This window comes from Paenibacillus sp. RC21, from assembly GCF_044907935.1.
GTDB classification, from domain to species: domain Bacteria; phylum Bacillota; class Bacilli; order Paenibacillales; family Paenibacillaceae; genus Paenibacillus; species Paenibacillus terrae_A.
The window spans coordinates 341,350-353,582 of record NZ_JBIYCS010000002.1; the positions used below are offsets into that span (position 1 = coordinate 341,350).

Sequence of the window (12,233 nt, forward strand, 5' to 3'; positions counted from 1 at the left end):
CCCTTATGCCAAACCGTGCGACCGCTTGGCCGCTACGAGCGTATTTTGCATCAGCATGGTAATCGTCATTGGACCTACACCGCCGGGAACAGGGGTAATCGGACCACATACTTGCTTCACGCTCTCAAAATCAACGTCACCCGCCAGTTTTCCGCTCTCCAGACGATTCATGCCTACATCAATGACTACCGCTCCAGGCTTCACGAACGAAGCATCAATAAAGTTGGCTTTTCCGATGGCAACCACCAAAATATCCGCTTGCCGACTCAGCTCGGCGATATTCGCCGTACGAGAGTGACACATGGTCACCGTAGCATTTTCGCGCTGCAACAGCAGCGATACCGGCTTGCCCACGATATTACTGCGACCAATGACCACCGCATGCTTACCCGCAATTTCTACCCCCGCACGCTTGATCAGCTCAATGACACCAGCAGGAGTACAAGGCAGGAGACTATCATCACCGATGACCAGATTCCCCACGTTCACCGGATGGAATCCATCCACATCCTTCTCGACTGCAATGGCGTCAATGACTGCTTTTTCATGAATGTGTTTGGGCAACGGAAGCTGTACCAGAATCCCGTGAATATTACTTTGGAGATTCAGCTTGTCCACCAGCTCCAGCAATGCTTCCTGTGAAGTATCCGCTGCCAACCGATGTACCTCGGAATAATAACCGAGATCATGACATGCCTTTTCCTTGTTTCTAACATACACCTGAGAAGCAGGATCTTCACCTACCAGTACGACAGCCAGTCCAGGCTGAAAGTTGTGCTCCTTCAGACGGACAACCTCCTGCTGAATGCTTGCGCGAATATCCTTAGAGATTTGTTTGCCATCAATGATCGGTGCTGACATATTAACCACTCTCCAACCTGAGTAAAATAATCTCAACTTAAAACTGTGCTTTCAGTTGCTCCAGCTCTTGTATAATCCGTCCCAGAACACCGTTGACAAATTTACCCGACTCCTCGGTGCCAAAATGCTTGGACAATTCAATCGCTTCATTGACTGCAACTTTAGCTGGAACATCCTCACGGAAAATCATTTCATATGCCGCCAGTCTCAAAATTTGGCGATCCACGCGTGAAAGTCTGCTGATCTGCCAGCCTTTAAGATAATCCACCAGAAGTTTGTCAATCGCTTCCTTGTGTTCCCAGGTACCCCGTACATGCTCCAATACGTAAGCCCTTAACACTGCTGCATTTTTTATGACTACTTCCGCTTCGTTATCCTCTGCCGCTTCCTGGAGCAACATATCTACTGCTGCTGCTGCATCCACTTCATTCATTTCCATATGGTACATGCTTTGTACCGCTATTTCCCTCGCCAGACGTCTTTTCATGCCCTGCCTCCTACGCTTGCCTGTATCTATTTTTTCATTTTAACCAATTCCACAAAAAAACCTGTGAACGCATCCTCCAAAACGTTGGGCGCAAAGAAGCTACAGCTCTATTTTGGAGAAAGCGTATCACAGGGTTCATTTAAAAGGACGCCAACGTTGCGACAGCCAGTCGCTCCATTCCTTCCAAGGGAGGAGGGAACCAAGCGCTGCGTCGCTACGTCTTCCTAGCGTATATCCGATGAACACCATCAATGCAAAGAACAACATATTCCAAAAGCCTGCCCACAAATAAATAAACCCGAAAAAAATGCCGGCCGTAATCCCTGTGATCCGGCCCTTGTAACTTCCCCATATTTCTTTCCAGGGCATCAGGGAAAATCACCTCTATTCCACACGACTCTTAAAGCTTGGTGACTGAGAAACATTGGCGATGTACACAGACACATTGGACACAGGAATTCCCGTAATTTCTTCCACATGGTCGTGTACCCCCTTTTGTACCTCGGAGGTTAACACCGGAATAGAACTTTCCCCGTCCACAACCGCCCGAATCGTAATATCAAGTCCCGATTCCAGCACGCGAATACGTGCTTTCAAATCCTGTATCCCACGAAATCTGGAGGCCGCTTTGAGACACAGATTTTCGATGGTATCCACTGAAATCTGAATGTCACCGTACTCCGTTCGTTGATCTATAGAATGCTGTACCGTTTGGTTCCGGCGAATGGAGATATAGAAAATCCGGAGACTCAAAAGCAGCAGCACTCCAGCAATAATCAAGCTGGTAAACCACACAATCCGCTCATCCTGAATGCTTAAGGCATACGGAATGGCCCCGCTCAGGAGGAGGATGGCGAGAATGGAAATAATTCCGATACTTAAGCTGTACAAGAACAGCAGAAGTCTGTCCATAACTTTAGCCACGAAACGCACAGCCTCCTTAAATTAGAGTAAACCCTCGACCCTTAAGGGTCGGGGGTTTGTACAAAGTATCGCTCTATTTAACCCGTCCGGCGCCCAGAACTTCCGGCTCTTCTACTTTTTCGGCACTTTTGAATTGAACATCATGAATTTGCACGTTCACTTCAACAACGTTAAGACCTGTCATGGTTTCAATGGAACGCTTAACGTTCTGCTGAATAGCAGCAGCCACCTCAGGCAGACGGTTACCGTACTCGATAATGACGGAGACGTCTACAGCTGCTTCACGCTGTCCGACTTCCACTTTTACACCTTTGGACAAATTTTTGCGGCCCAGTAGTTCGGCAAACCCGCCTGCAAATCCGCCACTCATTCCCGCTACGCCCGGCACCTCAACGGTTGCCAGTCCGGCAATGACTTCAATAACCTCCGGGGCAATCTGAATCTCCCCAATTTCCGTACGCTCGAATTCGGTTGGCACTGTGCTCATACCTTCAACACCTTTCGGTCAAAATAAGTTTCACTTCAGCTTTGGATTTCAAAGCAGACATGCTCACTTATTATCCATACTATATCATTTGGCGTTCATTATGACAAACTAAGGAAATATACCGATTAAACTTCGTTTTCCTCCAAAAATTTAATATCAAAATCGCCCTTGACGAAGGTCGGATGCTCCAACAAACGTTGATGAAAAGAAATCGTTGTCGGTATGCCTTCAATAGCAAATTCGGACAGAGCCCGCTTCATTTTGGCAATCGCTTCCTGACGTGTAGGCGCCCACACAATCAATTTGGCAATCATGGAGTCATAATAAGGAGGAATGCTGTAGCCCGGATAAGCTGCGCTGTCTACGCGTACCCCTGGGCCGCCTGGAGGCAGATAAAATCCGATTTTACCCGGTGCAGGCATAAAATTGCGATCCGGGTCCTCGGCGTTAATACGGCACTCCATCGCCCATCCATTGATGGTGACTTCTTCCTGTGTAAAGGAAAGCGGATGCCCCTCAGCGACCAAAATCATTTCCTTAATCAAATCCACACCGGTAATCATCTCCGTTACGGGATGTTCTACCTGAATACGTGTGTTCATTTCCATAAAATAAAATTGATTATCCGGTCCAAGCAAAAATTCCAGCGTTCCCGCACCGGAATATTGTACAGCCAAAGCCGCACGAACGGCTGCCTGGCCCATTTCTTCACGCACATCCTGCGAAAGTACAGGACACGGCGCTTCCTCCAGCAGCTTCTGACGACGGCGCTGCACAGAGCAGTCCCGTTCGCCCAGATGCGCAACATTGCCGTGCTTGTCCGCTATGATCTGAATCTCCACGTGCTTCATACCGGTCAAATATTTTTCCAGATACACACCTGCGTTACCAAACGCTTTTTGCGCTTCCTGCTGGGCGGTAGTAATTTGTTGAATAAGATTATCCTCATCCTCGGCGATACGGATACCTTTACCGCCGCCACCTGCTGTGGCCTTGATGATTACCGGATAGCCAATATCGCGAGCAATGGTAATGGCATCCTGCAAATCCTCCACCAGCCCGTCCGAACCCGGAATGACCGGAACCCCGGCATCCTTCATCGTCTGCTTGGCAACAGCCTTATCCCCCATTTTGTTAATCGCTTCTGGAGAAGGACCAATAAATGTAATATTGCAAGATTCGCAAATTTCAGCGAAGTCGGCGTTTTCAGCTAAAAATCCGTAACCTGGATGAATCGCATCACATTCAGTCAATGTCGCAACGCTCATCAAGTTCGTAAAATTCAGGTAGCTGTCCTTGGACAGCGTCGGTCCGATACAGTAAGCCTCATCTGCGAGACGCACATGTAACGAATCCTTGTCGGCTTCCGAATATACGGCAACCGTCGAAATATTCATTTCGCGGCAAGCGCGAATGATACGAACCGCAATTTCCCCACGATTCGCAATCAATACTTTTTGAAATGTCATGACTTTATCCTCCCTGGGAGCAGCCTGGCTGAACCCTCAAAACAGAGGGTACAAGCGAGCGTATTACTCCGGTTTCACAAGGAACAATGGCTGGCCATACTCGACCAACTGTCCGTTTTCGGCCAAAATTTCCACAATTTCGCCCTTCACTTCAGCTTCCAGCTCGTTCATCAGCTTCATCGCCTCAATAATACACACCGTTGTTTTCTCGCCTACTTTACTGCCGATACTCACATACGAAGCCGTATCCGGGGATGAAGAACTATAGAAAGTGCCCACCATCGGAGATACGATTTTATGTAGATTGCTTGCATATTCCTTAGTCTCCTCAACAGATGCATGTCCTGCATCGGACTGTGCTTGTGGATTCGGAATAGCAGCTTGTGGTGCCACCGTATAAGTAGGTGCTGCCACAGGAGCCTGTACCGTAACGATCTCGCTTTTGCCCGGTTTACGGATCAACAGGCGAGTTCCTTCATTTTCAATTTCAAGCTCATGTACAGACGTTTCATCCACCAGCTTGATCAATTCCTTAATCTCGCTTAATTTGAACATCTCTATTAATCACTCCTTCAGCATTTTGCCGGTTGCTGATAACATTGTTGAAACAGCTTTATGTATTATATCACAATCATTAAAAATAGAAAGAGCCCGGAAATGTGCAGAAATCCGGGCTTTTTCTCGATTTTTGTCTTATTGTGTAACATACTGGACGCTGATCTTGTCCTGTGTTACGTTCAGTTCTTTCATGACCTTATCGACGATCGTTACCGCTTGCTTGGCATCCAGTTTTTCACTCAGAACCACTACCTTGTATTTATCAGCATCTTCCTCACGAACCACCGCATTGGCGAACTGCTGTTGAAGCTCTTCCTCAATTCCAGTGATTTTCGCCTGTTTGTCTTCCAGCACATGCAATTCTTTTTGTGCTTCTGCGGCTTTCTTGGCAGTGCTATCGTTCATTGCAGTCGTCAGCTCATCATTCTTCTTTTGATTCGCCACATCCCGCTCCAGCAAGTAGTTGTCGATAACAGCAGCGGCCGTTGGCTTCGCGGCTTGTTCCGTTGCCACCTGATCGAGCACCTGCTGGTCCGTTTTCGCAGTGGATGCTGTTTTGTCGTCACTTTTTGCCGCAGTATCCGGCACGGTAGCAGTAGTATTTTGATCCGATTTAGCAGACTCAGTAGCCTGGGCAGCGGCCGTATCTTTATTTTCGCCTGTAGTAGATTCGGTAGCAGGATCCGTTGCGGCAGCCGTGTCCGTCTTCGCGGAAGAGGCAGTTCCTTCTCCGGTTACTTCTCCATTAGTTACCACTTCATTCACTTTCAGCTCGTTTAATTGCTCTTCTGCCTTACCTGTCGCTTCCTGGGCGGTATCCTGCTTAACCTTGCTCACTTGCTCACTGTCCGCCACAGGCGGGTTAGCCGGGCTGGAGTCCTCCGTAAACAGATAGTACGCAGACAGCACGACCATTAAACTCAACATGGACACCAGCCAAACGGTTTGTCTTTTGTTATTCATGTTCCGTCCTCCAATATCATTAAATTAGGATTTCATTTATCCCTGATTAGGATTTCAATCTATCCCTGCTTGCGCGGGACGACTGAAATTTTATAGGAAGGCACATTGAGTCCCTTCTGTACGGCATCCACAATCAACTGCTTCACGGTGGGGTTTTCTGCTCCCATCGCCACCACCAGCACTCCCCTCACCTGCGGCTTTACTTTTTTTGTAACAATCGGGGTGTGCTGACCTCCTGACGATTCATAGGTGACAATCTCTCCATCGCGTGTATATTGAGTGGTATGTCGCTGACCGCCATTGGCATCCGTCTCGTTATTTTCTTCCTGCATATCCTTCACATTACGTTGAACGATGACTTCCTCGGTGGAGTCAACTGTAACCATGACATCGACGGTTCCTACACCAACAATCTGCTCCAGCATCTGCTTCATATTATCTTCGAACACCTTCTCAATTCCGGCAAAGGAACTTTCCTCCCCCCCCGTTGTCTGAAGTGCGGGTTCATTTTTCATCACTCCAGGCGGCTCCCGCCCCACGTTTTCCGGGTCCACCTTTTTCACATTGACAAACGAGTTAAAAAGCATGATCGCGACCCCGATAAGACCGAGAATAAGCAGCCAGCGAAATGAATTGAACCTTTTGGGCCCGTCTGCCCCCCCGCCCATCCATTGCTCCAGCTTTTTCATCCATTTGCCCATTTCTGCTCACCTCCTGTTACCATTCATGTGTACCGTCCTGCGAAGAAAGTACCTGCACATTTTTGCTGTCGACACCCCATTTTTCGTGCAACAGTCCCGTAATTAAACCGAAAGCTTGCGTATCTGCTGTCTTTTCAACATCAGAGCCTTCCGCATGGTTGTTGGCACCCTCTAACGTTCCCTTCTCTTGGTCCGATGCTTTTACAGGTGTTGGCTCTATGCGGATATTTACTGCTTTTTCAGCGACAGGCTCTACCATAATCGGCTTGGAGTCCAAATCTGGCGGGACATTCGTGTTTTTCTCCTTACGCCCAGACTGCTGCTCCGCCAACTTAACCACAACCGACTGAATCCCCGTTCCAGCCTCCAGATCGGACGCTCCCTGCTTCATCTGAGCAAGCGTAACCTGAACCGATTGAATTGCTAACCCGGTACTTTGCTCCAGCTGTCCCTTGATTTCCTTGGCGACCTCTTGGCCAGCCCATTGCATGGAGCTTTGCTCCTGTTGCTGCTTCAACTTGTTGCCTTTTGCCAATATTTCCTCCAATGTTGGTTCGCCCTTACCCGTCTCTGCCTGACGTTGAAGATCAAACGCGCGCCCCAGAAGCTCAGAGGGACTGGTACTCAGCAAACGCACGACCGGAGAGAGCAGCGTCAGTAGAATAAGCAGGCTGAGTACGAGCTTGACATACCTTTCCATGGAACGGCTTGGCAAGATCATATCGATAAAAGAAGCCAGCAGCACAATCAGCACCAGTTCCTTAAGCCAGCCTCCCAGCCAGGTCACGTCACTCCCCTCCCTCCGTTTGATTTCCGATCATTCTCTCACCTCATCATGACTGTCATATTGCCTGCCGCGAGCATGACCGTAATCGCAAGGAAGGACATTAAACCCACTGCCGCCAGCGCTGCGAAGACATAAATCATGCTTTTACCGATTGCGTCCAGGCATTCCACAATAGGCGTATCTCCCAAAGGCTGCATAATTGCTGCTGTGACTTTATAGATCAGGGCCAGCGTTAGAATCTTGAGGGCAGGGAAGGCGCAGAGGAACAGGATAATGATGACTCCCACCAGACCAATGGCATTTTTCACGAGCAACGAAGCCGAAATGACCGTATCTGTCGCATCTGCCAGCGCCTTGCCAACCACCGGAACAAAACTGCCTGTAATATACTTGGCCGTGCGGATCGTTAATCCGTCAGTTACAGACGACGTCAAGCCCTGTACGGAAATGACACCCAGAAAAATGGTCAAAAGCACCCCCAGCACCCCCACTCCGGCGTTACGCAGCAGATCGGCTAACTGGGTCAGCTTGTATTTGCCTGTCAGTGAGTTGACCAGATACAACACCGCCGAGAAGAACAGCAGCGGGAACACCAGCGTATGAATGACCGTCCCGACCGTGTTGATCATAAATACAATCAGCGGGTGGGTGACCGAAACCGTTACGACGTTGCCCATCGAAGCCAGCATGGTAAACAGCAGGGGCAGCATCGCCATCATAAACTGAATCATGCTGTCAATGGCTTCCTTTGCATAACCGATCGCTACACTAAAGCTGTTAATCGCCAGGATGATAATGACCATGTAGACAATGGCGTAGGCGACTTTGCTGACCTGATTACTTTCAAAAGCACTTTGCAGAGTTTCCAGCACCATACTCATAATGCTGAGCATGACAATGGTGACGAGCAGCTTGGCATTCACCCGAATTTCGTGGATGAAAAAGTCGGCTATGGCGCTCAATACACCTTTAATGCTGAACCCTTCACCGCCCGGAAGCAGCATATCCATGAAGGAAGGCGTTTTCTGATCAGGGAAAAATCCGCCATATTGCTGCATCAGCCCGTCCCAATAATGCTCTACCTCATCTTTGGGCATCTGCTCCGCCTGTTGTCTGATCCATTCATTCGCAGGTGTATCTGCAAACATGACCACAGCCGAGGCACACCAGAGACATAGCAGCAAAATGGCAACCACTTTGAGATTCGGCATGCCCTCCAGCCTTTTCATGGCATCACCCCCTCAGGCGGGCATCAGCTTCAGAATCGTGTCAATGATAATGCTGATAATCGGGATCGCCAGCACCATAATGAGCACCTTTCCTGTAAGCTCAATTTTGGAGGCAATCCCGTCTTGTCCCGCATCCCGAACCACCTGCGCTCCAAATTCGGCAATATAAGCGATACCGATAATTTTCAGCACGGTTTTAAAATAAATCATATCCATGCCAGATGACCTTGCCAGACGCTCCAGCACAGCAACTACGGACCCAATCTTGCCAATCAACAGTAAAAAAATGACGATTCCCGCGGCTGTCGCAATCAGAAAAGCAAACATCGGCTTCTGTTCCTTAATGACCAAAATAAGAACTGTGGCAATCAGGGCGAAGCCGACCACCTGAATGATTTCCATGTGTCCACCTACTGAAAAAGAAAGATAGATTTGATCTCTTGCAGAAGGTTATCCAGCATTCGTACCACCATGAACAGCACCACAACAAAGCCGATGACCGTTACCCAGTGGGCCATGTCTTCTTTGCCCATTTGCTTGAGTACGGTATGAATCATGGCGATAATAATGCCAATTCCGGCAATCTGAAAAATAGCGTTCACTTCTAAATTCATTCGAGCACCCCGCTAATAGATCAAAATGACGATCAATGCTCCGATCAGCAGTCCCAGGCTTCTGCTCATGCGCTCGTATCTCACCTGATCCGCCTGCGCCTGCGCTTCCTCATGGGATAGCTGCTGGATGGTTAGCGCAATGTGCTTGATCTGGTCTTCACGGTCGCTGGTTCCGAGACTGTAAGCAAGCTGCCGCATCGCTTCCTTCTCGGCCTGCTGCATACTGGAGCGGCTCCACGAGGCTTCAATCGCTTTATGCAGGCTTTCTCTGGCGGTCAGCCCAAAGGAGGGGTGCATCCAGTGTGAGGCTTGCTTGAACAAGGTTCGCAGCGGCTCCCGCAACGGCTCTCCCGTCTTGGCAAAAGCATCCGGTAGCGGTGACACCCCGTAGGAAACCTCGGTGGTCAGCCTTTGCAGCGCGAGAATCAGCTCTCTGATCTGCCGCGGCCTCAGCGCAAACTGCCTTGCCCGCTGCCAGCCAGCCAGCGTAGCGGCGAGTATAACCAACGCGGCACCCAGCAGCTTAAGCATAAGATATGCCTCCGTTCTGCCCTTCCCCAGACAGTGTCAGCCTGCGCTGTTTGGCATCTGCCAGCCGGAAGGAGACGCCCCGGCTCGTCCGCTCCAGCATGACGTAGAGCTGAAACAGCTCCTGTCCTGTAGTCAATCCGGCAAAAGCAGGCCGGGTCGCCATTTCAGCCACATCACGTCCATGTGCGGAAGCAATGACTGCGATCCCCGCATGAAGCGCTTCACGCACCGCTTCGGCATCCTCAGGTCGGCCGATTTCATCGACGATCAGCACATCTGGCGACATGGAACGAATCATCATCATCATGCCTTCTGCTTTCGGACATCCATCCAATACGTCGGTTCGAGGTCCAACATCAAAACCGGGAATGCCCTTGTGACTGCCGGCAATCTCCGAACGTTCATCTATAATGCCTACTTTGAGCCCGCTTCGACGCCCCCCATTGCTTTCCAGCCCCCCGTAGCTTAGTTGCCGGGCCAAGTCCCTAAGCAGTGTTGTTTTGCCATGCTGAGGCGGGGACAAGATGAGGGTATGAAGGATTTTACCGGATTTTCGATCCGCTACATAAGGCAATATGCGATCAGCTATACCGGGAATCGCCCGGGCAATTCTTACATTAAAGCTGCTTATATCCCTCAAATGCTCCACTCGCCCCCTGCTAAGCACCGTTCTCCCCGCCAACCCGATCCGGTGACCCCCGGGAATGGTAATAAACCCTTTGCGAAGCTCCTCCTCCATGGTGTACAGGGAATGATTGCTGATAAAATCCAGCAAACGGTGGGCATCCTCCCGGTCCGGCTTATAGGCTTCCATATGGTTCAAAGTCAGCCGACCGGCGGACGTTACAAAATGGTGTTCACCATTTGTATTAATTTCCAGCGGCCTTCCTTCCCGGACCCGAATTTCCTCCAGTTGCTTGAATATCGTTTCCGGAAGCTTTCCGAGTATACCGTGCAACGGTTCGGGAAATAACTCCAGCCATTCCATACCGATGCCGCCCCCTCACAGTTGTCCTTTTTCTTTAAGACAAGTCTATGGCCGACTCTCGCTTTTTATGCCGAAAATATATCGAAAACCTAGTCGTTGATTTCAAAGCTCCTATCCGCCTTTAACAAACATATTCCCCGCCACCTAAAGCTCCTTCATGGAATCTGCAAAAATCAAAAAAGGCACCCCGAAGCCTTGACGGCTAAGGGATACCCTGGAACAAAAACAATAGATTCACAATAAAAGAGGCTGCCCTTCAGCCCATCACTCGCTGAAAAAACAACCTCTTACCTACCGCTATATTCTATGATTATAAAACTATGAATTTAGGAGGCGCAATATTCCCATTCAATTACCGACGGTCCTGCGGTCCACCTACAAATGCTTGCTCCTCAGTATCCAGATTGTACGCTGTATGCAGCGCCTGAATAACCCCATGGAGTTTGCCAGCCTCGATCACACACGATACCTTGATTTCAGATGTGCTTACCATTTTAATGCTCACGCCTTGTTCTGCCAACACAGCAAACATTTGCGCTGCAACGCCTGGATGGCTGACCATACCTGCACCTACGATGGATACTTTGACGAGGTTTTCTTCAGACGTCACTTCACGGTATGGAAGCTCTGTGCGAATGCCTTCCAACGTCTTCAAAGCTGCTTCGCGATCCGTTAGAGCCACTGTAAAGGAAAAGTCTGCTTTGCCAGCCTCAACACCGCTTTGCACAATAATGTCTACATCAATTTTGGCTCCCGCCAGCGTTCCGAATACTTTCGCCAATACACCAGGAGTATCGACTACGCCCAAAATACTGATTCTTGCTACATTTTTATCATATGCAATCCCACTGACTACTACGCCCTGCTCCATTACTGCATCCTCCTTTACGACCGTTCCTTCATTATGGTTAAAACTGGACCGCACAATCAGCGGTACCCGGTTATGTTTCGCATATTCTACCGCACGCGGATGCAACACTGCCGCACCCAGATTGGCTAATTCCAACATTTCATCATAGGAAATTTCTTTCAGCTTACGGGCAACCTTCACGATCCGTGGATCTGTAGAATATATGCCATCCACATCCGTGTAAATTTCGCAAGCATCCGCCTGGATCGCCGCCGCCAGCGCAACCGCCGTTGTGTCAGAACCACCACGTCCCAGCGTCGTAATATCTCCTTCAGCAGACATCCCCTGGAAACCCGCAACCACGACAATTTTATTACTGCTTAGTGCATCCAGTACCCGCTGAGGTTGGATGTCCGTAATTCTCGCCCGACCGTGCTCGGATTCGGTACGGAAACCAGCCTGCCATCCCGTAAACGATACCGCCTCATGTCCCAACTGCTGAATAGCCATCGACAACAATGCAATCGAAATTTGCTCGCCAGTCGTCATCAGCATATCCAATTCACGTGCAGGCAACTGCTCATTCAGCAATTTGGCCTGGTCGATCAGTTCGTCTGTTGTATCCCCCATCGCAGAAACAACAACTACACATTGATGCCCTTCACTCTGTTTCTCAACAACGCGTTTTGCCACGCGTTTCATGCGCTCCGTATCACCGACGGAACTGCCTCCGAATTTCATGACATACAAAGACAACGATATTCACTCCCTCAGACTCAACAGT

At 49.4% G+C, this 12,233-nt stretch carries 16 protein-coding genes; all 16 read right to left on the bottom strand.

Going from position 1 to position 12,233, the window contains the following annotated elements; genetic code table 11:
* Nucleotides 1-3 precede the first annotated feature (3 nt).
* The 16 genes from folD to ABIA61_RS06870 all read right to left on the bottom strand — a co-directional run bounded on the left by folD (nucleotide 4) and on the right by ABIA61_RS06870 (nucleotide 12,205).
* Nucleotides 4-861, bottom strand: coding sequence for a bifunctional methylenetetrahydrofolate dehydrogenase/methenyltetrahydrofolate cyclohydrolase FolD (folD, locus tag ABIA61_RS06795; RefSeq protein WP_283652314.1), 858 nt, complete (start codon nucleotides 859-861; stop codon nucleotides 4-6).
* 37 nt (nucleotides 862-898) lie between these two features.
* Nucleotides 899-1,348, bottom strand: coding sequence for a transcription antitermination factor NusB (gene nusB / locus ABIA61_RS06800; protein ID WP_044647653.1), 450 nt, complete (start codon nucleotides 1,346-1,348; stop codon nucleotides 899-901).
* Nucleotides 1,349-1,483: 135 nt separating this feature from the next.
* Nucleotides 1,484-1,717: a DUF2273 domain-containing protein gene (locus ABIA61_RS06805; RefSeq protein ID WP_014282226.1), complete on the bottom strand. Its 234-nt coding sequence runs from the start codon at nucleotides 1,715-1,717 to the stop codon at nucleotides 1,484-1,486.
* Between the two features lie 15 nt (nucleotides 1,718-1,732).
* Entirely contained in the window at nucleotides 1,733-2,272 is a 540-nt protein-coding gene (gene amaP / locus ABIA61_RS06810; protein WP_283657139.1) for an alkaline shock response membrane anchor protein AmaP, read from the bottom strand.
* A gap of 73 nt (nucleotides 2,273-2,345) precedes the next feature.
* On the bottom strand, nucleotides 2,346-2,759 hold the full coding sequence (locus tag ABIA61_RS06815) for an Asp23/Gls24 family envelope stress response protein (RefSeq protein ID WP_014282228.1): 414 nt from the start codon (nucleotides 2,757-2,759) through the stop codon (nucleotides 2,346-2,348).
* Between the two features lie 125 nt (nucleotides 2,760-2,884).
* The gene (gene accC, locus ABIA61_RS06820) at nucleotides 2,885-4,228 is read right to left on the bottom strand and encodes an acetyl-CoA carboxylase biotin carboxylase subunit (RefSeq protein ID WP_137063557.1); all 1,344 of its coding nucleotides are present in this window, start codon (nucleotides 4,226-4,228) and stop codon (nucleotides 2,885-2,887) included.
* 63 nt (nucleotides 4,229-4,291) lie between these two features.
* Nucleotides 4,292-4,783, bottom strand: a complete 492-nt coding sequence (accB, locus tag ABIA61_RS06825) for an acetyl-CoA carboxylase biotin carboxyl carrier protein (RefSeq protein WP_404518896.1) — start codon at nucleotides 4,781-4,783, stop codon at nucleotides 4,292-4,294.
* A gap of 138 nt (nucleotides 4,784-4,921) precedes the next feature.
* Entirely contained in the window at nucleotides 4,922-5,749 is an 828-nt protein-coding gene (locus ABIA61_RS06830) for a SpoIIIAH-like family protein (RefSeq protein WP_283652316.1), read from the bottom strand.
* 59 nt (nucleotides 5,750-5,808) lie between these two features.
* Complete coding sequence (spoIIIAG, locus tag ABIA61_RS06835; protein WP_404518894.1) at nucleotides 5,809-6,450, bottom strand: stage III sporulation protein AG; 642 nt, start codon at nucleotides 6,448-6,450, stop codon at nucleotides 5,809-5,811.
* Between the two features lie 16 nt (nucleotides 6,451-6,466).
* Nucleotides 6,467-7,237, bottom strand: a complete 771-nt coding sequence (spoIIIAF, locus tag ABIA61_RS06840) for a stage III sporulation protein AF (protein WP_283652317.1) — start codon at nucleotides 7,235-7,237, stop codon at nucleotides 6,467-6,469.
* Nucleotides 7,238-7,275: 38 nt separating this feature from the next.
* Entirely contained in the window at nucleotides 7,276-8,466 is a 1,191-nt protein-coding gene (gene spoIIIAE, locus ABIA61_RS06845; RefSeq protein ID WP_283652318.1) for a stage III sporulation protein AE, read from the bottom strand.
* 12 nt (nucleotides 8,467-8,478) lie between these two features.
* Nucleotides 8,479-8,868: a stage III sporulation protein AD gene (gene spoIIIAD / locus ABIA61_RS06850; RefSeq protein WP_025683336.1), complete on the bottom strand. Its 390-nt coding sequence runs from the start codon at nucleotides 8,866-8,868 to the stop codon at nucleotides 8,479-8,481.
* An 8-nt stretch (nucleotides 8,869-8,876) separates the two neighbouring features.
* Nucleotides 8,877-9,080, bottom strand: a complete 204-nt coding sequence (gene spoIIIAC, locus ABIA61_RS06855; protein ID WP_010345636.1) for a stage III sporulation protein AC — start codon at nucleotides 9,078-9,080, stop codon at nucleotides 8,877-8,879.
* A 12-nt stretch (nucleotides 9,081-9,092) separates the two neighbouring features.
* Complete coding sequence (gene spoIIIAB / locus ABIA61_RS06860; RefSeq protein ID WP_014282236.1) at nucleotides 9,093-9,611, bottom strand: stage III sporulation protein SpoIIIAB; 519 nt, start codon at nucleotides 9,609-9,611, stop codon at nucleotides 9,093-9,095.
* On the bottom strand, nucleotides 9,604-10,599 hold the full coding sequence (spoIIIAA, locus tag ABIA61_RS06865) for a stage III sporulation protein AA (protein ID WP_283652319.1): 996 nt from the start codon (nucleotides 10,597-10,599) through the stop codon (nucleotides 9,604-9,606). The genes spoIIIAB and spoIIIAA overlap by 8 nt, the downstream gene beginning before the upstream one ends.
* 352 nt (nucleotides 10,600-10,951) lie before the next feature.
* Nucleotides 10,952-12,205, bottom strand: a complete 1,254-nt coding sequence (locus ABIA61_RS06870) for an aspartate kinase (protein WP_044647662.1) — start codon at nucleotides 12,203-12,205, stop codon at nucleotides 10,952-10,954.
* Between the last annotated feature and the right edge of the window lie 28 nt (nucleotides 12,206-12,233).